Origin of the sequence: Micromonospora globbae (assembly GCF_003610785.1) — a bacterium.
Taxonomy (GTDB): domain Bacteria; phylum Actinomycetota; class Actinomycetes; order Mycobacteriales; family Micromonosporaceae; genus Micromonospora; species Micromonospora globbae.
In genome coordinates, this window is sequence record NZ_RAQQ01000003.1 from 279,248 (window position 1) to 302,597 (window position 23,350).

The 23,350-nt window shown below is 72.3% G+C and carries 19 protein-coding genes; 15 read left to right on the forward strand and 4 right to left on the reverse strand.

Annotated elements, in window-relative coordinates; genetic code table 11:
• Window positions 1-87 precede the first annotated feature (87 nt).
• The 11 genes from D7I43_RS05675 (at window position 88) to polA (ending at window position 12,876) form a co-directional block, all read left to right on the forward strand.
• Entirely contained in the window at window positions 88-708 is a 621-nt protein-coding gene (locus tag D7I43_RS05675) for an ANTAR domain-containing response regulator (protein WP_120327316.1), read from the forward strand.
• 197 nt (window positions 709-905) lie between these two features.
• A complete protein-coding gene (locus D7I43_RS32695; RefSeq protein WP_158610075.1) occupies window positions 906-2,096 on the forward strand; it encodes a hypothetical protein in 1,191 nt (396 codons plus the stop codon).
• Window positions 2,097-2,354: 258 nt separating this feature from the next.
• Complete coding sequence (locus D7I43_RS05690; protein ID WP_120327318.1) at window positions 2,355-3,515, forward strand: branched-chain amino acid ABC transporter substrate-binding protein; 1,161 nt, start codon at window positions 2,355-2,357, stop codon at window positions 3,513-3,515.
• Between the two features lie 106 nt (window positions 3,516-3,621).
• Window positions 3,622-4,572 carry a branched-chain amino acid ABC transporter permease gene (locus D7I43_RS05695; protein WP_120327319.1) on the forward strand — a complete coding sequence of 317 codons (951 nt, stop codon included), beginning with the start codon at window positions 3,622-3,624 and terminating at the stop codon, window positions 4,570-4,572.
• A complete protein-coding gene (locus tag D7I43_RS05700; RefSeq protein ID WP_120327320.1) occupies window positions 4,569-5,714 on the forward strand; it encodes a branched-chain amino acid ABC transporter permease in 1,146 nt (381 codons plus the stop codon). The genes D7I43_RS05695 and D7I43_RS05700 overlap by 4 nt, the downstream gene beginning before the upstream one ends.
• Entirely contained in the window at window positions 5,707-6,552 is an 846-nt protein-coding gene (locus tag D7I43_RS05705; protein ID WP_120327321.1) for an ABC transporter ATP-binding protein, read from the forward strand. The genes D7I43_RS05700 and D7I43_RS05705 overlap by 8 nt, the downstream gene beginning before the upstream one ends.
• On the forward strand, window positions 6,542-7,252 hold the full coding sequence (locus tag D7I43_RS05710) for an ABC transporter ATP-binding protein (protein ID WP_120327322.1): 711 nt from the start codon (window positions 6,542-6,544) through the stop codon (window positions 7,250-7,252). Before D7I43_RS05705 ends, D7I43_RS05710 begins: the two co-directional genes overlap by 11 nt.
• 35 nt (window positions 7,253-7,287) lie before the next feature.
• Window positions 7,288-8,193, forward strand: coding sequence for an ABC transporter substrate-binding protein (locus D7I43_RS05715; protein ID WP_120327323.1), 906 nt, complete (start codon window positions 7,288-7,290; stop codon window positions 8,191-8,193).
• A gap of 6 nt (window positions 8,194-8,199) precedes the next feature.
• Window positions 8,200-9,183 carry an amino acid ABC transporter permease gene (locus D7I43_RS05720; RefSeq protein ID WP_120327324.1) on the forward strand — a complete coding sequence of 328 codons (984 nt, stop codon included), beginning with the start codon at window positions 8,200-8,202 and terminating at the stop codon, window positions 9,181-9,183.
• Window positions 9,180-9,986, forward strand: a complete 807-nt coding sequence (locus D7I43_RS05725; RefSeq protein WP_120327325.1) for an amino acid ABC transporter ATP-binding protein — start codon at window positions 9,180-9,182, stop codon at window positions 9,984-9,986. Before D7I43_RS05720 ends, D7I43_RS05725 begins: the two co-directional genes overlap by 4 nt.
• A 190-nt stretch (window positions 9,987-10,176) precedes the next feature.
• Window positions 10,177-12,876, forward strand: a complete 2,700-nt coding sequence (gene polA, locus D7I43_RS05730) for a DNA polymerase I (RefSeq protein ID WP_120327326.1) — start codon at window positions 10,177-10,179, stop codon at window positions 12,874-12,876.
• A 205-nt stretch (window positions 12,877-13,081) separates the two neighbouring features.
• Here the strand turns inward: polA and D7I43_RS05735 are convergent, their stop codons facing one another.
• The 3 genes from D7I43_RS05735 to D7I43_RS05745 form a co-directional block, all read right to left on the reverse strand.
• Complete coding sequence (locus D7I43_RS05735; protein WP_120327327.1) at window positions 13,082-13,561, reverse strand: DUF3140 domain-containing protein; 480 nt, start codon at window positions 13,559-13,561, stop codon at window positions 13,082-13,084.
• Window positions 13,551-13,769: a hypervirulence associated TUDOR domain-containing protein gene (locus D7I43_RS05740; RefSeq protein ID WP_120327426.1), complete on the reverse strand. Its 219-nt coding sequence runs from the start codon at window positions 13,767-13,769 to the stop codon at window positions 13,551-13,553. Before D7I43_RS05740 ends, D7I43_RS05735 begins: the two co-directional genes overlap by 11 nt.
• A 233-nt stretch (window positions 13,770-14,002) precedes the next feature.
• Window positions 14,003-14,806, reverse strand: coding sequence for a class I SAM-dependent methyltransferase (locus tag D7I43_RS05745; RefSeq protein WP_120327328.1), 804 nt, complete (start codon window positions 14,804-14,806; stop codon window positions 14,003-14,005).
• A gap of 471 nt (window positions 14,807-15,277) precedes the next feature.
• Between D7I43_RS05745 and rpsA the strand changes: the two genes are divergently transcribed.
• Window positions 15,278-16,759: a 30S ribosomal protein S1 gene (gene rpsA / locus D7I43_RS05750; protein ID WP_120327329.1), complete on the forward strand. Its 1,482-nt coding sequence runs from the start codon at window positions 15,278-15,280 to the stop codon at window positions 16,757-16,759.
• A 248-nt stretch (window positions 16,760-17,007) separates the two neighbouring features.
• Entirely contained in the window at window positions 17,008-18,189 is a 1,182-nt protein-coding gene (coaE, locus tag D7I43_RS05755; RefSeq protein ID WP_120327330.1) for a dephospho-CoA kinase, read from the forward strand.
• Window positions 18,190-18,208: 19 nt separating this feature from the next.
• On the opposite strand, the gene D7I43_RS05760 is transcribed toward coaE, so the two are convergent.
• Entirely contained in the window at window positions 18,209-19,654 is a 1,446-nt protein-coding gene (locus tag D7I43_RS05760; RefSeq protein ID WP_240032810.1) for a hypothetical protein, read from the reverse strand.
• Window positions 19,655-20,046: 392 nt separating this feature from the next.
• Between D7I43_RS05760 and uvrB the strand changes: the two genes are divergently transcribed.
• Both uvrB and D7I43_RS05770 read left to right on the forward strand, forming a co-directional pair.
• The gene (gene uvrB, locus D7I43_RS05765; protein ID WP_120327331.1) at window positions 20,047-22,155 is read left to right on the forward strand and encodes an excinuclease ABC subunit UvrB; all 2,109 of its coding nucleotides are present in this window, start codon (window positions 20,047-20,049) and stop codon (window positions 22,153-22,155) included.
• A gap of 151 nt (window positions 22,156-22,306) precedes the next feature.
• The gene (locus D7I43_RS05770; protein WP_120327332.1) at window positions 22,307-23,167 is read left to right on the forward strand and encodes a helix-turn-helix domain-containing protein; all 861 of its coding nucleotides are present in this window, start codon (window positions 22,307-22,309) and stop codon (window positions 23,165-23,167) included.
• Window positions 23,168-23,350 lie beyond the last annotated feature (183 nt).

Consider the following 23,350-nt stretch of genomic DNA (forward strand, 5'->3'; position numbering starts at 1 on the left):
GAGGGGGTGTGGCTCACTGTACCCGACTAGGCTCATGCGAGAGCATGGGTGGTAACCGTGCCGAGATCAATGGTGGGGGTAGGGCTCGTGGCGGAGACGCAGACGGACACCGAGCGCAGGCGGGTGCTGATCGCCGAGGACGAGGCGCTCATCCGGCTGGACCTCGCCGAGATGCTGGTCGAAGAGGGCTACGAGGTGGTGGGGGAGGCCGGCGACGGTGAGACCGCCGTCCGGCTCGCCGAGGAGCTCAAGCCCGACCTGGTCATCCTCGACATCAAGATGCCGATCATGGACGGGCTGGCCGCCGCCGAGCGCATCGCCGGCGCCCGGATCGCCCCGGTGATCATCCTGACCGCGTTCAGCCAGCGGGACCTGGTCGAGCGGGCCCGGGCGGCGGGGGCGATGGCGTACCTCGTGAAGCCCTTCCAGAAGAGCGACCTGGTGCCGGCCGTGGAGATCGCCCTCTCCCGCTACTCGGAGATCGCCGCCCTGGAGGCGGAGGTGGCCGGCCTGACGGACCGCCTGGAGGTCCGCAAGACGGTGGAGCGCGCCAAGGGCGCGCTGATGACGACGTACGGGATGACCGAGCCGCAGGCGTTCAAGTGGATCCAGCGGACGGCCATGGACCACCGGATGACCATGAAGGAGGTCGCCGAGCGGATCCTCGTGGAGACCGCCGGCGGGGAGGCGCCGCGCCCCGCCTCCTGACGGGAGTCTGACGGGCCGGCGACGGCGGCCGGAGGACCGGGCACGGTCGCCGCTCCGGGGTCGCGCCGCGCGAGGCGGTCTGGTGGACACCGGCGCTCGCCCGCCCCCCGGGCCGCCGAGCGGGGCGGCGTGGGGACATCGGCGGTCGGCCGTGCGGGGGAGCCGTCGGGGGCCTGCCGATCGATAGCATCGGATCCGTGTTCGTCCGGCGCGTGCTCGCGGTGTGCGGTGTGCTCGCCGTGCTGGTGGTGGCCGGCTGTGGGCGCGGCACGGCGGTCGACGGCGACGATCCGCCGTTGGTGCGCCCGGCCTGGCAGTCGGTGACGCTGCCGGCGCCGCCCGGCGCCCCGGGTCGCCCGATGGTGCGCGACGCGGTCGTGTGCGCCGGCCACTGGTTCCTGGTGGGTGGGGTGGCCGACGGGTCCGGCGTGATCCGGCCGGCCGTCTGGTCGAGCGGTGACGGGCTGGTGTGGTCGGCGCTGCCGGTGTCACCGTCGAGTTTCTACGGTCGGCAGCAGCTGCTGTACGCGGCGGCGTGCCGGGAGGCGCGGTTGGCGGCGCTCGGGGCGGCGACCGGTGGCGTGCACGGGAATCCGCGGACGAGCAGTTGGATCCAGGCGTCGGGCGGCGCGTTGCGGGAGGTGCCGGCGCCGTTCGAGCGGTTCGGTGGGCCGCGGGCGGTGAGCGCGGCGCGGGTGGTGGGCGGTCCGGCCGGTTGGCTGATCGTCGGCGCGCGGGCCGATGGGGCGGCGGTGTGGACCTCTGTGGACGGTGGTGGGTTCACGCTGCGCGAGGGTCTGCCGGAGTTGGCCGGCGACGGGCGCGGCCGGACGTCGGCGTACGACGGGTCGGCCCTGGGGCCGGGGTGGTTGGTGGTGGGTGCGGTGCTGCCGGCCGGGGGGACGGTGCTGGCGCCGGTGGCCTGGACGTCGGCGGACGGGGTGGGGTGGCGGCGGGTGGAGTTGCCGGCGCCGGGTGGGCGGGGGCAGGCGCAGCGGGTGGTGGCGGTGGCCGGCTCGGTGGTGGCGGTGGGTCCGGTGGGTGACGGGTTCGCGGCGTGGCGGGCGTCGGTGGCGGCCGGTGCGGCGGGGTCCTGGCGGCGGGTCGGTGGGTTCCCGGCGGCGGGGTCGGGGGTGGCGTCGGTGGCCGGGTTGGCGGGGGTGGATCGGGTCCTGGTGGCGGCGGTCGCTGACGGTGAGGGTCACGCACTGTGGTGCTCGGCGGATTCGGGTGGTTCGTGGTCGCCGGTGGTCATGCCGGCCGAGGTGCCGGACAGGGGTGACGCGGCGGTGTCGGTGGTTGCCCATGGGGGGCGTCTCCTGTTGGCCGCTGACGATGGTCAGGGGTCCCGTGCCTGGTGGGCGCCGGTGTCGGCGGTCGATCGGTAGCGGGCGATCCCGGTGTCGCTCGTTACCGAACTGACGGGCGTAAAGAGTCTTCCGGATCCAGGCTTCTTACAGCGATCGTTTCCGATCCGCCACGGCGTGTAACGGTTCGGTCAACCCGGTCGCTTGGGGCTTACGTCACACCTCAGCGGTGGGATAACGTCCGGCCCCAGACCGGAGACGACGGTCTGGTTCGTACGCTCCGCAAGGGCCAATGGCCAGCGGGTGGTTCGAACCATGGGACGGAGGAGGGTTCGGGCCTTGAGGCAGAAGCTCACGCGTGTGCTCGGTGGAGTCGCCATGCTGGCGCTCGTCGCCGGTGGCGCCGCTTGCTCCAGCGGCGGTGACGACGCCGCGTCCGGCGGCGACAAGTGCGGCAACAAGATCGCGTTCTTCGGCGCGCTGACCGGCAGCTCGGCGGCGCTCGGCATCAACGAGAACAACGGCGTCAAGCTGGCCGTCGACAAGTACAACAAGGAGAACGCCGACTGCAAGGTCGAGCTGGTCGAGCTGGACTCGCAGGGCAGCCCGGACCAGGCCCCGCAGCTGGCGCAGAAGGCCATCGACGACCCGAAGATCCTCGGCATCGTCGGCCCGGCCTACTCGGGTGAGTCGGAGGCCGCCGGCCCGCTGTTCCACGAGGCCGGTCTGGTGGCCATCACCGCCTCCGCGACCCGTCCCAGCCTCGCCGAGCAGGGCTGGAAGACGTTCTTCCGCGTGGTCGGCAACGACCTCAGCCAGGGCCCGGCCGCCGGCACCTACATCAAGAACGTGATGAAGGCCGACCGGGTCTTCGTCATCGACGACCAGTCCGCGTACGGCGCCGGCCTGGCCGACGAGGTCAAGAAGATCCTCGGCCCGGCGGTCGTCGGCACCGACAAGGTCCAGGGCGAGGGCAAGCAGGTCGAGTTCTCCGCCGTGGTCACCAAGGTCAAGGCCGCCAACGTGAAGGCGATCTTCTACGGCGGCTACTACCAGGAGGCCGGCCTGATCCGTAAGCAGCTCACCGCTGCCGGCGTCACCGCGCCGCTGGTCGCCGGTGACGGCGTCAACGACCCCGCCTACATCACCTCGGCGGGTGCGGCGGCGGCCGAGGGCACCATCCTCACCTGCCCGTGCCAGCCGGCCACCGAGGCCCGCGGTACGTTCGTCGAGGAGTTCAAGGCGCTCAACGGCACCGACCCGGGCACCTACAGCGACACCGCCTACGACGCGGCCAACATCCTGCTCGCCGGCATCAAGGCGGGCAAGACCACCCGCGAGGGCCTGCTGGAGTTCGTGAAGGGCTACAGCGGTGAGGGTGTCGCGGCCAGCTACAAGTTCGTGGAGGGCGGCGAGCTGGACCCGGCGCAGGTCAAGATCTGGGCCTACAAGGTGCAGGGCGGCAAGGTCGTCCCGGACCAGGAGATCCCGAAGGCCTGACGTCGGTCGCTGCTAGAGCGATTGAGTTGTGATCGCGGGTGCGGCCGGGAGCTCGCTCCCGGCCGCACCCCTTTTATCTCTCCAGACCCGATGGAGCGTCCCACCCTTGAACTTCGACGGCCTGTTCTCCAACTTCGGGGAACTCACCACGACCGGCCTGACACAGGGCTCTATCTACGCCCTGGTCGCGCTGGGGTACACGCTGGTCTACGGCGTGCTCCGACTCATCAACTTCGCCCACTCCGAGGTGTTCATCGCCGGCGCGTTCGCCGCGATCTGGACCTGGAACGGGTTCGGTCTCGACCAGAACTCGCAGGTCAGCGGCGTTGGATCGATCATGTTCTACCTGTTGGTGGCGATGATCGTCGCGGCGATCGCCTCCGCCGGCACGGCCACCGTCATCGAGCGGGTGGCGTACCGGCCGCTGCGTAAGCGCAACGCGCCGCCGCTGGCGTTCCTGATCACCGCGATCGGCGCGTCCATCGCCATCTCGGAGGCGTTCGGCGTCTACACCCGCCGCCTGCCCGAGGGCGCCCCGATCCTGGTCGGCACGAAGCCGCTGTTCCACATCGCGGGCGTGCCCATCGACGGGGTGCAGCTGCTCACCATCGGCGCCGCGCTGGTCATGATGATCGCGCTGGACCTGTTCATCAACCGCAGCCGTACCGGCCGCGGCATCCGGGCGGTCGCCCAGGACGCCAACACCGCCGCGCTGATGGGCGTGAACAAGGACCGCATCATCCTGATGGTCTTCATCGCGGGTGGCGCCATGGCGGGCGTGGCCGGCCTGCTCTACGACGTACGGATCCAGACGCTGACCTACAGCGTCGGCTTCCTGCTCGGCCTCAAGGCCTTCACGGCCGCGGTGCTCGGCGGCATCGGCAACCTGCGCGGCGCGCTGCTGGGTGGTCTGCTGCTGGGTGTGATCGAGAACTACGCGTCGGGCCTGTTCGGCACGCAGTGGAAGGACTTCGCCGCCTTCGCGGTGCTGGTGGTGCTCCTGATGTTCCGGCCCACCGGCCTGCTGGGCGAGTCGCTCGGGAGGGCACGGGCATGACGACGACCGTTAACGGGCCGAGCCCGGAGCAGCGGGAAGCGTTCACGACGCGGCTGCGGCACGGACGCGAGGCGATCTCCGAGCGGTGGCACCACGCGCCGCGCTGGGTGCGCTGGGCGCTGCTGGCAGCGGTGATCGTGTTCTTCTACGCGCTGCCGAACAAGGAGTTCTACCAGTACCTCGGGCCGATCCCGACGCCCGGCGCGAACTTCACGCAGGTGCTGTTCACCGTCTCCATCTACGTGCTGATGGCGGTCGGGTTGAACATCGTGGTCGGCTTCGCCGGCCTGCTCGACCTGGGCTACTTCGGCTTCTTCGCCGTCGGCGCGTACACCGTGGCGGTGCTGACGTCGCCGAGCAGCGACATCAAGACGCTCTGGCCGTGGCTGGTGGTGGTGCCGATCGCGATCGCGCTGACCATGGTCTCCGGCGTCATGCTCGGTACGCCGACGCTGCGGCTGCGCGGTGACTACCTCGCGCTGGTGACCCTCGGCTTCGCCGAGATGATCCGGATCGCGGCGGTCAGCTCGGAGTTCCTGAAGGGGCAGCGGGGCTTCAACCAGATCCCGCACCCGCCGGGCCAGTACGCCGACGGCCGGCCGGTCTTCGGTGTGCTCGACGCCCGCCCGTACTACTGGCTGGTGCTCACGCTGATCATCCTGGTCGTCATCGGGGTGCGGAACCTGACCCACAGCCGGGTCGGCCGGGCCTGGATCTCGATCCGCGAGGACGAGGACGCGGCCCAGCTGATGGGTGTGCCGACGTTCAAGTTCAAGCTGTGGGCGTTCGCGGCGGGCGCGGCCATCGCGGGTCTCGCCGGTGCGCTCTTCGCGGGCAAGCAGAACTTCGTGAACTCCCAGAACTTCGAGCTGCTCAACTCGATCATCATCCTTGCCGCGGTCATCTTCGGCGGCTCGGGCAACATCGTCGGCGCGATCGTCGGCGGCGGCCTCGTGGCGTACATGATCGAGCGGTTCCGCGGCATCGAGCTGTTCGGCATCGAGCTGTACGAGTTCCGGTTCCTCTTCTTCGGCGTGGTCCTCGTGGTGATGATGATCTTCCGGCCGCAGGGCCTCATCCCGAACCGGCGACGGGCGGCGGAGTTCAAGGACCGTCGCAAGGAGGTGACCGTCGGTGAGTGAGACGGAGCAGAAGCCGGCCGTTCCGGCGCAGGCGCCCGCCCCGGCCGTCGAGGCGGTGTCCGAGCGGGAGCCGCTGCTGGAGGTGGACAACGTCACGCTGCGCTTCGGCGGCGTGGTCGCGCTCAACCAGGTGGACTTCACCCTGTACAAGGGGGAGATCCTCGGTCTCATCGGCCCGAACGGCGCCGGCAAGACCACCTGCTTCAACGCGATGACCGGCATCTACCAGCCCACCGAGGGGGAGATCCGGTTCCGGGGGCAGAAGATCAGTGGCAAGAAGCGCCACCAGATCACCCGGATGGGCATGGCGCGGACGTTCCAGAACATCCGCCTCTTCCCCGAGATGACCGCGCAGGAGAACGTGCTGGTGGGCGCGGACGCGCACCACAAGACCAGCGTGATCTCGGCGCTGCTGCGGCTGCCCCGGCACTGGCGCGAGGAGCGCGAGGGCCGGGAGAAGGCCGAGCGCCTCCTGGAGTTCGTCGGCATCCGGCACCGGATGCACGAGTTCGCCCGCAACCTCTCCTACGGCGAGCAGCGCCGGCTGGAGATCGCCCGGGCGCTGGCCACCGACCCGGTGCTGCTGTGCCTGGACGAGCCGGCCGCGGGCTTCAACCCGGCCGAGAAGGAGGAGCTGCTCCAGCTCATCCGGCAGATCCGGGACACGGGCGTGACCGTCCTGCTGATCGAGCACGACATGCGCCTGGTCATGGGCGTCACGGACCGGATCGTGGTGCTGGAGTTCGGAAAGAAGATCGCCGAGGGCCTGCCGGGCGAGGTGCGGGAGGACCCGAAGGTGATCGCGGCGTACCTGGGGGTGCCGGACGATGCTGCTTGAGATCGAAGACGTGAGCCTGCTGTACGGGCGGATCCAGGCGCTGCACGGCATCAGCCTGACCGTGGGTGAGGGCGAGATCGTGGCCCTGATCGGCGCGAACGGCGCCGGCAAGACGACCACGATGCGCGCGATCTCCGGCATCCGGCCGGTCGCCAGCGGCCGGATCCGGTTCGACGGTGAGGACATCACGAAGCTGCGGGCGGACCTGCGGGTGCGCCGGGGGCTCTGCCAGGCGCCCGAGGGCCGGGGCATCTTCCCGGGCATGACGGTGCTGGAGAACCTGGACATGGGGGCCTACACCCGCCGGGACCGGGCGGGTGTCGCCCAGGACCTCGACCGGGTGCTCACCCTGTTCCCGCGGCTGGCGGAACGGCGTAAGCAGCATGGCGGTACGCTCTCCGGCGGCGAGCAGCAGATGCTGGCCGTCGGCCGTGCGCTGATGAGCCGTCCCAAGCTGCTGCTGCTGGATGAGCCATCGATGGGGCTGGCTCCGATGCTGATCCAGCAGATCTTCAACATCATCACGGAGATCAACGAGCAGGGCACCACCATCCTGCTGGTGGAGCAGAACGCGCAGCAGGCACTGGCCCGGGCGCACCGGGCGTACGTGCTGGAGACCGGCCGGATCGTCAAGAGCGGCACCGGCCAGGAACTCCTGCACGACCCGTCGGTCAAGGACGCCTACCTCGGCGTCGCCTGACCGGCCGCCACCCCTCATCGCAAGGAGTGCACGACATGTTCAACATCACTGGTCGGCGCCGGGCCGTGCTCGGCGCCGCCGGGGCGGCCGCGCTGCTGCTCTCCCTCGCCGCCTGCGGTGAGGAGGAGGGCGGCGAGGCGACCGGCACCGGGCCCACGGTCAGCGCCTCGGCGGACACCTCCCTGGCCGACAAGGTGCCGGACGCGATCAAGGCGGACGGCAAGATCGTGGTCGGCACCGACTCGACGTACGCCCCGGCCGAGTTCCTCGACGAGGACGGCAAGACGGTCGTCGGCTTCGACGTGGAGCTGTTCACCGCGGTCGCCCAGAAGCTCGGCCTGCAGGCCGAGTTCGTCTCGGCGCCGTTCGGCGACATCATCGCGGGCGTCAACTCCGGCAAGTACGAGGTCGGCGTCTCGTCGTTCACGATCAACGACGAGCGCAAGACGCAGGCCAACATGATCAGCTACTTCCAGGTCGGCACGCAGTGGGTGACCAAGGCGGGCAACCCGGCCGGCGTCACGATCGACAACGCCTGCGGCAAGAAGATCGCCGTGCAGAAGGACACCGTCCAGGTCGAGGACATCGAGAAGCGGTCCAAGGCCTGCACCGACGCCGGCAAGCCGGCCATCACCGTCGAGCAGTTCCCGGGCCAGGACGCCGCGACGGCCGCCGTGGTCTCGGGCAAGGACGACGCCATGCTCGCCGACTACCCGGTGGGCGTGTACGCGGTGACCCAGTCCAACGGGGCCCTCGAACTGCTCGACAAGCAGTACGAGGCGGCGCCGTACGGCTACGTCGTGGCCAAGGACCAGACCGCGTTCGCCGAGGCCGTCCGGGACGCCACGAAGGCGCTGATCGCCGACGGGTCGTACAAGACGGTGCTCGACAAGTGGAAGGTGGGCGACGGCGCGATCACGGACCCCGCGATCAACCCGTAACGCGACATGGAATCCGAGGAAGTGACAACCGTACGGGCACGGCCGGAGCCGATCCGCGCCGTGCCCGTACGGCACCCGGGCCGCTGGGTGACGGTGGCCGTGCTGGCCGTGCTGGCCGCGATGTTCGTCCACGTGCTGGTCACGAACGACGCCTTCAACTGGTCGTTCATGGTGGACAAGATGTTCCGCCCGCCGATCATCGAGGGCCTGCTGCGCGGCACGGTGCTCATGACGGTGTCGGCCATGGTGATCGGCGTCGCGCTGGGCGTCGTGGTCGCGATCATGCGGCTGTCCGACAACCCGATCCTGCGCGGGGTGGCCTGGCTCTACACCTGGTTCTTCCGCGCCGTGCCCCGGCTCGTCCTGCTGGCGGTGTTCGGCAACATCGGCATCCTGTGGAGCCGGATCGAGTTCGGGGTGCCGTTCGACACCCAGCTCGGCCAGTTGTTCGGCATCGACAACCTGCAGCTGCGCCTGTTCGGGTTCTCGTCGCGGGACATCCTCACCGGGTTCATGGCCGGCCTGCTGGGGCTCGCGCTGTCCGAGGCGGCGTACATGGCCGAGATCGTCCGGGCCGGCATCCAGTCGGTGGACCCGGGGCAGACCGAGGCCGCCCAGGCGCTCGGCATGAGCCGCGGCCAGTTGCTGCGCCGCGTGGTGCTGCCGCAGGCCATGCGGGTGATCATCCCGCCCACGGGCAACGAGACGATCGCCATGCTCAAGGACACGTCGCTGCTGCTGTACGTGCCGGTCAGCGTCGAGCTGTTCTTCCAGCTCGACGCGGTGGGCAAGCGGACGTTCCAGATCTTCCCGATGTACGTGGCGGCTTGCCTGTGGTACCTGTTCCTCACGAGCATCCTGCTGGTCGGCCAGTACTTCCTGGAGCGGCACTTCGGCAAGGGCTACGGCCCGGCCGGGCGGGCCCGGCTGCGGCTGCGTACGATCGCGGCCGAGCAGGGCGGCGGAGGCGGTCAGGGGGCGGTGGGATGAGCGAGCTGATCCCCACCCAGACGGGCGCGCCGGCGGCCGAGTCGGAGCTGATGGTGCGGGCCGAGCAGGTGCACAAGTCGTTCGGCCACATCGAGGTGCTCAAGGGCATCGACCTGGAGGTGCGCAGCGGCGAGGTGTGCTGCCTGCTCGGGCCGTCCGGCTCCGGCAAGTCCACCTTCCTGCGCTGCATCAACCACCTGGAGAAGATCAACGCCGGTCGGATCTGGGTGGACGGCGACCTGATCGGTTACCGGGAGCGCGGCGGCAAGCTGCACGAGCTGCGCGAGAAGGAGGTCGCCGCGCAGCGCCGCGCGATCGGCATGGTGTTCCAGCGGTTCAACCTGTTCCCGCACATGACCGCCCTGGAGAACGTCATCGAGGCGCCGGTGCGGGTCAAGCGGGAGCCGAAGGCCGCGGTCCGGGAGCGGGCCGAGGCACTGCTGGCCCGTGTCGGCCTCGCCGACAAGATGGGCAACTACCCGGGCCAGCTCTCCGGTGGCCAGCAGCAGCGGGTCGCCATCGCCCGGGCTCTGGCCATGCAGCCGAAGCTCATGCTCTTCGACGAGCCGACCAGCGCCCTCGACCCGGAACTGGTCGGCGAGGTCCTCGACGTCATGAAGGACCTGGCCCGCGACGGCATGACGATGATCGTGGTGACCCACGAGATCGGCTTCGCCCGGGAGGTCGGCGACACGCTGGTGTTCATGGACGGCGGCGTCGTGGTCGAGCGCGGCAACCCGCGCGAGGTGATCGCCAACCCGCGGCACGAGCGGACGAAGACCTTCCTCGCCAAGGTGCTGTAGCGGCCGGGCCGCACGGGAGACCCGCCCCCGGCGGGCGCGCCTCCCGTGGGGCCCGGCGTCCGCCGCCGCGGCGGTCGCGGCCCGCCGCCGGCGCGCGGTCGGGGCCGGCCGGCGACGCCCGGAGCGCGGGGGCGCGCCGCCCCGCCCCGCCGCTGCCATTTGGTCGTACGCCCGGGCTAGAGTCGCTGCCGTGACAGCTACGACGCCGCGCCTGCTCCTCGTCGACGGACACTCCCTGGCATACCGGGCGTTCTTCGCCCTGCCGGTGGAAAACTTCTCCACCACGACGGGGCAGCCCACCAACGCGGTCTACGGCTTCACCTCGATGCTCATCAACGTGCTGCGCGACGAGCAGCCGACGCACATCGTCGTCGCGTTCGACGTGTCCCGCCGCTCCTTCCGCACCGAGAAGTACGCGGAGTACAAGGCCGGCCGCAGCGAGACCCCGACCGACTTCAAGGGGCAGGTCAGCCTCGTCAAGGAGGTCCTCGCGGCGCTGCGCATCCCGGTCGTGGAGAAGGAGGGCTACGAGGCCGACGACGTGATCGCCACGCTCGCCTGCCAGGCCCGCGACCAGGGCATGTCGGTGCTCATCACGACCGGCGACCGGGACGCGTTCCAGCTCGTCGGCGACAACATCACCGTGCTCTACCCGCGCAAGGGCGTCTCCGACCTGGCCCGGATGGACCCGGCCGCCGTCGAGGCGAAGTACGGGGTGCCCCCGGAGCGCTACCGCGACCTGGCCGCCCTCGTCGGCGAGACCAGCGACAACCTGCCCGGCGTCCCGGGTGTCGGCCCGAAGACCGCCGCCAAGTGGATCACCACCTACGGCGGGGTGGAGGGCATCGTGGCCCGGGCCGACGAGATCAAGGGCAAGGCCGGCGACAGCCTGCGCGAGCGGCTCGCCGACGTGATCCGCAACTACGAGATCAACTGCCTGGTCTCCGACCTGGAGCTGCCGCTGCGCCCGGAGGACGCGCGGTGGCCGGGCTGGGACCGCGAGGCGGTGCACCAGGTCTTCGACACCCTCGAGTTCCGCATCCTGCGCGACCGCCTCTACCAGTACCTGGAAGCGGTGGAGCCGGAGGCGGAGTCCGGCTTCGACCTGACCGGCGAGGTGCTCACCGAGCCGGGCGTGCTGACGGGCTGGCTCGGCACGCACGCGCCGGCCGGCACGCCGGTCGGCGTGGCCGTGAAGCTCGACACCGGCCCGAACCGGCGGCACACCGCCTCGGTGCTCGGCATGGCCCTGGCCACCGCCGGCGGCGCCGCGGCCTGGTTCGACCCGGCCCGCCTCGACCCGGCCGACGAGGTCGCCCTGGCCGCCTGGCTCGCCGACGCCGACCGCCCGAAGGTGCTGCACGACGCCAAGCCGGCCGTGCTCGCCTGCGCGGCGCACGGATGGTCGCTGGAGGGGATCGTCCGCGACACGCAGATCGCGGCCTACCTGGCCCGGCCCGACCAGCGCTCCTACGACCTCACCGACCTGGCCCTGCGCTACCTGCACCGGGAGCTGCGCGTCGACGCGCCCGACACCGGCCAGCTCACCCTGGAGGGGCTCGGCAACGACGGCGAGGCCGAGCAGAACCTGATGCTCCAGGCGCGGGCCACCCTCGACCTGGCCGACGCCATCGACGCCGAGCTGTCCCGCGACGGCGAGCAGTCGGCCCGGCTCATGGCCGGGGTGGAGCTGCCGCTCATGCGGGTGCTCGCCGGGATGGAACGCACCGGCATCGCCGCCGACACGCACTACCTCTCCGAGCTGGAGGCGCACTTCGCGGCCGAGGTGAAGGCCGCCGCGCAGGGCGCGTACGAGGCCGTCGGGCGGGAGTTCAACCTGGGCTCGCCGAAGCAGCTCCAGGAGATCCTCTTCGGCGAGCTGGGCCTGCCCAAGACGAAGCGCATCAAGACGGGCTACACGACCGACGCCGACGCGCTGCAGTGGCTCTACGCGCAGAACCCGCACCCCGTGCTGGCCCACCTGCTGCGCCACCGGGACGTGGCCAAGCTGAAGTCGACGGTCGACGGGCTGCTCAAGTCGGTCTCCGACGACGGCCGGATCCACACCACCTTCAACCAGACGGTGGCGGCCACCGGCCGGCTCTCCTCGACCGAGCCCAACCTGCAGAACATCCCCATCCGCACGGAGGAGGGGCGGCGGATCCGGCGGGCGTTCGTGGTGGGGGAGGGCTACGAGTGCCTGCTCACCGCCGACTACAGCCAGATCGAGATGCGGATCATGGCGCACCTCTCCTCCGACGACGCCCTGATCGACGCGTTCAACTCCGGAGCCGACTTCCACGCCGCCACGGCGTCGTCGGTGTTCAAGGTACCGCTCACCGAGGTCACGCCCGACCAGCGCCGCAAGATCAAGGCGATGAACTACGGGCTCGCGTACGGGCTGAGCGCCTTCGGCCTCTCCCAGCAGCTCGGGATCAGCGCCGAGGAGGCGCGCGGGCTCATGGAGGACTACTTCGCCGGCTTCGGGGGCGTCCGCGACTACCTCCAGGAGGTGGTGGCGCGCGCCCGGCACGACGGCTACACGTCGACGATCCTCGGCCGGCGCCGCTACCTGCCCGACCTGGTGAGCGACAACCGGCAGCGGCGGGAGATGGCCGAGCGGATGGCGCTCAACGCCCCCATCCAGGGTTCCGCGGCCGACATCATCAAGGTCGCCATGCTGCGGGTCGACACGGCGCTGCGCGAGGCCGGGCTGGGCTCCCGGATGCTGTTGCAGGTGCACGACGAGCTGGTCTTCGAGGTGGCTCCCGGTGAGCGGCGGGCCCTTGAGGAGCTGGTCCGGCGGGAGATGGGCGCCGCCTACCCGCTGTCCGTGCCGCTGGAGGTCTCCGTGGGCGAGGGCCGGGACTGGAACAGCGCCGACCACTGACCGCACCGGCCGAACCGTCGGGACCGCCCGCGGGCGCCCCAGCGCGGTCGCTGCCGGCGTGATCGGTCTCCCGGCGGGTCCACGGGTTCGCGCCTCGGCGGCGGTCGCTGCTGGCGTTCCCGGCCACCGGCCGGAGTCCGCCGGCGTGCCTCAGCGGGGCCGCTGCTGGCGTTCCCGGCCACCCGGCGGAGTCCGCCGGCGCGCCTCAGCGGGGCCGCTGCCGGACGCGACCCGGTCGGGCCGGCCGCCGCTGGCCCGGCTCCGGGCTGCGACGGGACGGTGGCGGGGTCCCGTGCCGTTCGAGGGCCTGGCGGGACCGGCCGCCCGGCGGCGGGAGCGGGGCCTTGAGCGGGTCGTGACCCCAGTTCATGAGCGACCAGCGCCACCGGGTGTTCCGGACGTCGCCGGAGGGGCGCTGGGCCATGTGCCGCCGCACGTACGCCACGACCTTGCGCATGTGCTTGACGTCGGCCGCGGAGAACTCGCCGCGCTTGCGGCGCAGCAGGTCGATGATCCGCCGGCCCGACTCGTGGCCCACCGACTCGCCGCCGCGGGTGCCCTTGCGGCGCCAGCCCACGTGCTTCGACTCGTCGGTCTCGAGCCACGACGCCAGCTCGCGCGGCTTCATGTTCACGGCCTCGGTGAACTCGCGCTGGGCCTCGCGGACGTCGTCGTCACCGCTCACGGCGCAGCACCTCCGGGCGGTGGGCGACGTCCCGGCCCGAGTCGTCGTTGCGGATCCGGTACTGCGGCTGCTCCTCCGAGGCGTTCACGGCGTGCCCGCGCACGTGGGTGCGCTCGGTGAGCTTCTCCTTGACCACGCCGTACGCCCGGCCGCTGTGACTGGCCCAGGAGACGTGGTCGCCTCTGCGGAACTCCTGCTTCTCGGCCATGCCGTCGGCGTACCCGGGGCGGACCGCCGAAAACGGCTCCACGCCTCGCTTGGCGGCGCCCCCGCCGGCCCGAGGTCCCCGACCCCACGCGGTGATCATGAAGTTACTGCCTCTTCACTCGGCGTGTCGGGGCGATAACCTCATGATCACCGCGTGCCACCGCGGGGCGGACCCGCGCCGGCCGCAGGCCGGTACCCGCGCCGGCCGCGGCCGGTGTGCGCGTGGGCGGCGGGTCAGGCCGGTTTCTCGGCGACGAAGATGGCGGTGCCCGGGAAGAGCCGACCGCGCAACGGGCTCCACTGCCCCCAGATCCCCTCGTGTCCCTCGGGCCACTCCGGCTCCACGAGGTCGACGAGGCGGAACCCGGCGCCGACCAGCTCCCGGATCCGGTCGCCGAGGGTGCGGTGCTGCTCGACGTAGGTGGGCACGCCCGCCTCGTCCTGCTCGACGTACGGCCGGCGGTCGAAGTACGAGTGCACCGCCCGCAGGCCGCCCTCGCCCGGGTCGTCGAGGAAGATCCACCGCATCGGGTGGGTGACCGAGAAGACCCAGCGGGCGCCGGGGCGCAGCACCCGGAACACCTCCCGCATGAGCGCCGCCGAGTCGGCCACGAACGGGATCGCCCCGAACGCCGTGCAGGCGGTGTCGAACGCCGCGTCGGCGAAGGGTAGGGCCAGCGCGTCGGCCTGCACGAGCGGCACGCGTACGCCGGTGCGGTCGGCGGCCTCCGCGGCGTGCCGCAACATCCCGGCGGAGAGGTCCATGGCGACGGGGTGGGCGCCCTGCGTGGCGAGCCACCGTGCGGCGGCCGCGGCGCCGCAGCCGACCTCGAGGATCCGGCGCCCGTCCAGGTCGCCGAGCAGGTGCACGTCCGCCTCGCGCAGCCCCTCGGGGCACCAGACGAAGTCCACGTCGCCGAGGAACGTCCCGTGCTCGGCCTGGTAGTCGTCGGCGTCGGCGTCCCACCAGCGGCGGCTCGCCACCCGGGCCTCGGCGTCGGCGACCCGGCGTCGGGTCACCCGGCTGTCGTCGTCCACGCGCCCACGCTAGGGCCTCGGCCGCCGCCACGCGGAGCGGGGCCGCCACGTCGGGCGCGGCCGCCACGTCGGGCGCGGCCGCCACGCCGGGCGGGGCGGGGCACGCGAGCCGGTGGTGCCGCGGGCGCCGGCGCGGTGACGGTCGCCCCGTGGCGGGCGTGACGGACGAGACAGGTGCGACGCAATCCGGGCGATTCCGCGGCTTTCGCAGCTCACGGCACGATGAGCCGGCGGGAGGGCTTGCACGCTGTGGTAATGCGCAGGGTAGGCTAGACGATGCGCTCGCGGATCGTGCACCTCGGCAGGGAGCAGGTGCGCTGTCGACGAGGCCACCGACGAAGCCACTGACGGCGCCACATCATCGCATCTGGCAATCGTTCGGTGCGCCAAGCGACGGGTCCGCTGGCGCGATCGGGTCACCGCGACACCAAGCCTGCTGTGACAACCCATCCGACCGGAGCAACCGCCCACATGACGAGCAGCATCGAGGCTCCCTCGAGCGCCACCAAGGTCACCGTCGACGACGTCGGCTCGGAGGAAGCTTTCCTCGCGGCGATCGACGAGACCATCAAGTACTTCAACGACGGCGACATTGTCGAAGGCACCGTCGTCAAGGTCGATCGGGACGAGGTCCTGCTCGACATCGGCTACAAGACCGAGGGCGTCATCCCCTCTCGGGAGCTGTCGATCAAGCACGACGTGGACCCGGCCGAGGTCGTGTCGGTCGGTGACCACATCGAGGCCCTCGTCCTCCAGAAGGAGGACAAGGAGGGGCGTCTGATCCTCTCGAAGAAGCGGGCGCAGTACGAGCGGGCCTGGGGCACGATCGAGAAGATCAAGGACGAGGACGGCGTCGTCCGCGGTTCCGTCATCGAGGTGGTCAAGGGTGGCCTCATCCTCGACATCGGGCTGCGCGGCTTCCTCCCCGCCTCCCTGGTCGAGATGCGGCGCGTGCGTGACCTGCAGCCGTACGTCGGCCGCGAGCTCGAGGCCAAGATCATCGAGCTGGACAAGAACCGCAACAACGTGGTCCTGTCCCGCCGGGCCTGGCTGGAGCAGACCCAGTCCGAGGTGCGCACCGAGTTCCTCAACAAGCTCCAGAAGGGGCAGGTCCGCAAGGGCGTCGTGTCCTCGATCGTCAACTTCGGCGCGTTCGTCGACCTCGGCGGCGTGGACGGTCTGGTGCACGTCTCCGAGCTGTCCTGGAAGCACATCGACCACCCGTCCGAGGTCGTCGAGGTGGGCCAGGAGGTCGAGGTCGAGGTCCTGGACGTCGACCTGGACCGCGAGCGGGTCTCGCTGTCGCTGAAGGCGACGCAGGAGGACCCGTGGCGGCAGTTCGCGCGCACCCACGCGATCCAGCAGATCGTGCCGGGCAAGGTCACCAAGCTGGTGCCGTTCGGTGCGTTCGTCCGGGTCGACGACGGCATCGAGGGCCTGGTCCACATCTCCGAGCTGGCCGAGCGCCACGTGGAGATCCCGGAGCAGGTCGTGCAGGTCGGCTCCGAGGTCCTCGTCAAGGTCATCGACATCGACCTGGAGCGGCGCCGGATCTCGCTGTCGCTCAAGCAGGCCAACGAGGGCTTCGTCGAGGGCGAGGAGCACTTCGACCCGACCCTCTACGGCATGGCCGCGACCTACGACGCCGAGGGCAACTACATCTACCCGGAGGGCTTCGACCCGGAGACGGGCGAGTGGCTCGAGGGGTACGAGAAGCAGCGCGAGGCCTGGGAGCAGCAGTACGCGGAGGCGCGCCAGCGGTGGGAGGCCCACCAGCGGCAGGTGCAGAACTCGCGTGCCGCCGAGGCCGAGGCCGCGGCGAACCCGGCGCCGGCCACCACCGGTGCTGTCTCGTCCAGCGCGGCCCCGAGCCGCCAGGAGGAGCCGTCCGGCACGCTGGCCACCGACGAGGCCCTCGCCGCCCTGCGGGAGAAGCTCGCCGGCGGCAAGTGACCCGCTGATTCACCACGACGGGCCCCGTCCCCGCGATCTCCGGATCGCCGGGGGCGGGGCCTTCGTCGTGGGCCGGACCCGCTCCCGCCCGCACCGATCGGGCCGCAGGGGCCGTCCGGTGGGGCGTGGGGCCCCCGCGTCCGAGCCGGGGCGGCGGGGTGAACGGCGCCTCGGCCGAAGCCCGCCCGACCGCCGCGGGGCCCGGGGGCCGGTTTGGCGCGGCGGGCGGCATCCGGTTGACTGGTGCCGTGCTGATGGTGGGGTTGACCGGGGGGATCGGATCGGGCAAGAGCGCCGTGGCCGCGCGGCTCGTCGCACGGGGCGCCGTGCTCATCGACGCGGACCGGGTCGCCCGCGAGGTGGTCGCGCCCGGAAGCGCGGGGCTCGCCGAGATCGTCGACGCGTTCTCCCCGCGCGTGCTGACCGCCGACGGCAGCCTCGACCGTGCCGCGCTCGGCGCCATCGTCTTCGGTGACGAGGCCGCCCGGCGCCGGCTGGAGGCCATCACCCATCCCCGGGTCCGGGCCCGCACGGCCGAGCTGGCCGCCGCGGCGGCGCCCGACGCGGTCGTGGTCAACGACGTGCCGCTCCTCGTCGAGGTGGGGCTCGTGCCCACGTACCACCTCGTGGTCGTCGTGGAGACGGCCGTGGCGACCCGCCTGGAGCGGTTGGCCCGCGACCGGGGGATGACCCGGGAGGAGGCCCAGCGGCGCATCGCCGCGCAGGCCGACGACGCCCGCCGGCGCGCGGCGGCCGACGTGCTGCTGCGCAACGACGGCAGCCTGGCGGCGCTGCACGCGGCGGTCGACGCGCTCTGGGACGGCCGGCTGGTGCCGTACGAGCGCAACGTGCGCGAGCGGCGGGTGGCCGATCCGGGGCGGGTGGAGCTGGTCGAGTACGACCCGACGTGGCCGCAGCAGTACGCCCGCCTGGCGGCCCGGATCCGGCACGCGCTCGCCCCGGCGGACCTGCGGATCGACCACATCGGTTCCACCGCGGTCCCCGGGCTGGCCGCCAAGGACGTCATCGACATCCAGCTCACCGTGCCCAGCCTCGCGGAGGCCGACGGGGAGTTCGCCCGACGACTGGCCGACGCCGGGTTTCCGCGGGTGTCGGGTGACCGGTGGGACGATCCCCGACCCGTGGGCGGCGACCGGTGGGAGAAGCGGCTGCACGGCAGCGCCGACCCGGCCCGCCCGGTCAGCCTGCACGTCCGTTCGGCCGACTCGCCGGGCTGGCGGCACGCGCTGCTGATGCGCGACCACCTGCGCGCCGACCCGGGCCAGCGGGCCGCGTACCTGCTGCTGAAGCGGGAGTTGGCGGCCTCCGCGCCGGACAGCGCGGCCTACACGACGGCCCGCGATCCGTGGTTCGACGAGGAGTACCTGCGGGCCGAGGAGTGGGCCGCGCAAACCGGCTGGCGTCCCTGAGGGCCGCCAGCCGGCGGGTTCACCTCGACGGTCGCCCGGACGGTGCGTGGGCGGGCGTCGGTGCGGGCAGCGGCGGCACCGAACCGGGAGTCAAATCGAGCTGCGCCCAGATCCCCGGCCGGGTGCGCAGCTCGACGCGGCGCAGCAGGCCGTCGCGGTCGATCCAGTAGCGCAGCTGGTCCCCGCCGCCGCGCAGCTCCACGACGTCCACGGCCCGGTCGGCCACGCTGTCCTCACGCAGCCGCACCGCCGTGCCGCGTGGCGTGGACCGGCCGGCGGCGAGGGCCGCGTCGACGAGCCGGGTGAGCGCGTCCGTCCCGGCCCGCTCCGACGTCCAGCCGGCGCCGGCGGGCGGGGGGAGCGGAGGGGGCGCCGGCTTCTCCGGGTCTCCCTCGGCGGTGACCGTCGCGCGTACGGTCGCGTCGGCGCCGCGTCGCAGCAGGGTCCGGCGTTCCGGGGTGCAGAGGTCGGTCACCGCCAGGTACGCGGTGCGGGCGGTCCAGCTCAGCCAGCCCGTGCCGCGCAGATTGGTGCGCGGGTCGACCGGGGCGGTGAGTGTCACGGTGGCGCCACCGCGGGCGCGGAGCCGCTCGGGGAGGCGCTGCAACCGGGCCTGCTCGGCGGTGGTGAGGGCCCGGGGCAGGCCGGGACGGCCGCCCAGGGCGTCGACCGGGCGCAGGGTCGGGCGGTCCGGGCGGTTCACGGTCACCGTCACCGGCCCCGCGGCGGCGAGCCGGGCGGTCAGCCGGTGCAGGCGGGCGTCGGCGTCGACCCAGTACCGGGCCGGGTCGGGTGGGAGCGCGCCGGCCGCCGCCCGACCGGGCAGCGGTGCCTCGAACACGTCGACCGGACCGACCTCGACGTCCTCCCGGGCCACCCAGCGGGCGTCCGCCACGGGCGGGGCGCCGGCCGGGTCGGGACGGTCGGCGGCGAGGTCGAACAGGAGGTCCAGGACGGGGCGCAGGGCGCTGCCGGCGGCCAGCTCGTGCAGCCGCCAGCGGTCGGCCGGGGGCACGAGTGGGGGCCGCGCGGCGGTGGGCGTCGCCGTCGGGTCGTGGCGGATCACCACCACCGTGGGAGTCGCCTGGAGCAGCCCCCGCTCGCTTCCCGCCCCCGGGCCGCCGACGTCGACGTAGAGCAGCGGCCGGGACCAGTCGACCCAGCCGACGAGTTCGGTGCGGGCCGCGCCCGCACCGAACGTCACCTGGACCCCGGCCCGCAGGTCGCGGTAGTTGGTGACCCGCACGGCGGCCAGCCGCTGGCTCTCCGCGGCGGTCAGCGCCCGGGGCGGGTCGGCCGGCTCGGGGGCCCAGCTGAGCAGCCCGAGCACCAGCCCGGCGGCGGACAGGACGGCGACGAGCCCGAGCAGCGCCAGCAGGTGACGGCGGCGGCGGGCCACGACCTTCGGCAGCAGGCCGGTGTCGTCCGCACCGGTGCCGGCCGGTCCGGGCGGCGGCACGGTCACGGGCGGAACGGAGCGGGTCGGGCCGGCGCGGGCGGCCGGGGACGTGCCCGCGGGATCCGGGCGGGCGGCCCGGGCTCGGGAGGTGTCCACGAGTTGTTGAACGCCCGGACGGCGGCTGGGTGACGAGTGGGGGCGCTCGCGGCGGCCGGTCTGCGCCTTCAGCGCGACCACATCGGGTGCGCACGCCGGGCTACCGGGTGCTGCGACCACCGTGCCGGGGGCGGCGAGCCGGAGTTGATGTCGGCCCGGCCACGCGCCCGGTCGGCCGCCGCGAGCGGCCTACGCGTTGAGGGTAGCCGGGTGGCATGTGCCACACAATGGGAATATCGAAGCTGATCACGTACCCTGCGTGCGGGCCGATCCTGTCGGACCGTCGGCGTACCGTTGAGGTCATGGCGCTCGACATTCCCCGGCTCGACGGCCGTTTCCAGGTCGTCAGCGAGTTCCAGCCCGCCGGCGACCAGCCGGCCGCCATCGACGAACTGGAGCGGCGGGTCCGGCGCGGCGACCGCAGCACCGTGCTGCTCGGCGCGACCGGCACCGGCAAGAGCGCCACCACCGCGTGGCTCATCGAGCGGTTGCAGCGGCCGACGCTGGTGCTGGCGCCCAACAAGACGCTCTGCGCGCAGCTGGCCAAGGAGTTCAGCGAGCTGCTGCCGCACAACGCCGTCGAGTACTTCGTCTCCTACTACGACTACTACCAGCCCGAGGCGTACATCCCGCAGACCGACACCTACATCGAGAAGGACTCCTCGATCAACGAGGAGGTCGAGCGGCTGCGGCACTCGGCGACCATGTCGCTGCTGACCCGCCGCGACGTGGTCGTGGTGGCCACCGTGTCGGCGATCTACGGCCTGGGCACCCCGGAGGAGTACCTGGACCGGGCGGTCCGGGTGGCCGTCGGGCAGGAACTCGACCGCGACCAGCTGCTGCGCCGCCTCGTCGACATCCAGTACACCCGCAACGACATGGCCTTCAACCGGGGCACGTTCCGGGTCCGCGGCGACACGTTGGAGATCATCCCGGCGTACGAGGAGCTGGCCGTCCGGATCGAGCTGTTCGGCGACGAGGTGGAGAAGCTCTACTACCTCAACCCGCTCACCGGTGACGTGGTCCGCGAGGTCGACCACCTGCTGATCTTCCCGGCCACCCACTACGCGGCCGGTCCGGAGCGGATGGAGCGGGCGATCCGCGGCATCGAGGCCGAGCTGGCCGAGCGGCTCGCGGAGCTGGAGCGGCAGGGCAAGCTGCTGGAGGCCCAGCGGCTGCGGATGCGCACGACGTACGACATCGAGATGATGCGGCAGGTCGGCTTCTGCTCGGGCATCGAGAACTACTCGATGCACATCGACGGCCGGCTCCCCGGCAGCCCGCCGCACTGCCTCCTGGACTACTTCCCCGACGACTTCCTCACCGTCGTCGACGAGTCGCACGTGACCATCCCGCAGATCGGCGGCATGTACGAGGGCGACGCCTCCCGCAAGCGGATGCTCATCGACCACGGCTTCCGGCTGCCCAGCGCCGCCGACAACCGGCCGCTGCGGTTCGACGAGTTCCTGGAGCGGGTGGGCCAGATGGTCTTCCTCTCCGCGACCCCCGGCCCGTGGGAGCTGGAGCAGTCCCAGGGCGAGTTCGTCGAGCAGGTGATCCGCCCGACCGGCCTGATCGACCCGGAGGTCATCGTGAAGCCCACGAAGGGGCAGATCGACGACCTGATGCACGAGATCAAGCTGCGCACCGAGCGGGACGAGCGGGTGCTGGTCACCACGCTCACCAAGAAGATGGCCGAGGACCTGTCCGACTACCTGCTGGAGAACGGCATCCGGGTGCGGTACCTGCACTCGGAGGTCGACACGCTGCGCCGGGTGGAGCTGCTGCGCGAGCTGCGCAAGGGCGACTACGACGTGCTGGTCGGCATCAACCTGCTCCGGGAGGGCCTCGACCTGCCCGAGGTGTCGCTGGTGGCGATCCTCGACGCCGACAAGGAGGGCTTCCTGCGCAGCGGCCGGTCGCTCATCCAGACCATCGGCCGGGCGGCGCGTAACGTCTCCGGCCAGGTGCACATGTACGCCGACAAGATCACCCCGTCGATGGCGGACGCCATCGAGGAGACCAACCGGCGGCGGGCCAAGCAGATCGCGCACAACGAGGCCCACGGCATCAGCCCGGAGCCGCTGCGCAAGAAGATCCACGACATCCTCGACGACATCTACCGCGAGGCGGAGGACACGGCGCAGAGCACCCGCGTGGGCGGGGCGGTGCGGCAGCTGTCGCGGGGCAAGGCGCCGGTGAAGGAGACCCGCAGCCGCGGCCGGGCCGCCGCCACCCCGTCGCGCGAGGGGATGGCCCGGGCCGACCTCGCCCAGCTCATCCAGGAGCTCAACGACCAGATGCTGGCCGCCGCCCGGGAGCTGCAGTTCGAGCTGGCCGCCCGGATCCGCGACGAGATCGCCGACCTCAAGAAGGAGCTGCGGGGGATGGACGCCGCCGGCGTGAAGTGAGGCGAGTCCCGCGACGGGCGGGAGTCCGCGCGGCACGTCCGCGTCGGGCTCCCGCCCGTCGTCCTGCGGGGCCGGCCGCGGTTGCGTTGCGCAAGCAAGGTATTGCAGTGTGTGACTGTCCTGCGTACTCTCCCTCGGTGGGGAGGCCCGGATGCCGTTGCCAACGAGTCCTGTCATTCGCCGCGTACGGCTCGGTGCCGAGTTGCGCCAGCTGCGCCGGCGTGAGGCGTTGACCCTGGAGCAGGTCTGTGACCGGCTGGGTTGGGCCTCCACGTCCAAGCTGTCGCGCATCGAGCTGGGCCAGAGCCGGCCCGACCTGGCCGACGTGCTCGACCTGCTCGACGTCTACCAGGTGCCGGCGCCGCTGCGGGACGAGCTGATCGTCATCGCGCGGGACGCCGCCACCAGCCGCGGCTGGTGGAAGGCGCTGGGCGAGATGGGGGAGCGGCAGCGCACGTACGCCGAGTTGGAGGCGGGCGCGGCCCGCATCGTCGAGTACCAGCCGGTCGTCGTGCCGGGGCTGTTGCAGACCCCGGCGTACGCCCGGCTGCGCCTCACCGCGAGCGCGGCGCTCGACCCGGCGCTCGACGTGGACGCCGAGGTGCGGGCCCGGGGCGTGCGGCAGGAGGTGCTGCGCCGCGCGGACCCGCCCCGCTACACGGCCCTGCTCGGCGAGGCCGCCTGCGACCCGGGGGACGTCCCGGCGCCGGTGTGGCGGGAACAGGTGCGGCACCTGGTGGCGCTGGCCGACCTGCCGCACGTGACCGTCCGGCTGCTGCCCCGGGGCGGGTCCGCGGGTCACGGGTTGCAGCCTCTCACGCCGTACTCCTGCTACGCCTTCCCGGACCCCGCCGACCCCCACACGGTGATGCTGGAGGCCCTCACGACCGACGTGCGGTTGGCGACCGCCGCGGACGTCGACCGGTACGAGCGGATCACCGAGGCGCTGCTGGCGGTCGCGCTCTCGGCGGAGGAGACGGTGACGGCGCTGACGCGCGACCTCGGCGACTGACCGGCGGCGTGCGCGGCCACCGGGCCCGGCGCCCCCGAGCCCGTCGGGGACCGGTGGCCCGCACGCGCTCGGGAGGATAGGACAGGGCTACGACAGTCCGGCCGGTCGTGCCCCGGCGGGTCGGGCCAGGACAGGCACGGCTGCGTCGGCGCCAGGACAAGCCCGCTGCGTCGCGCGCCCCGG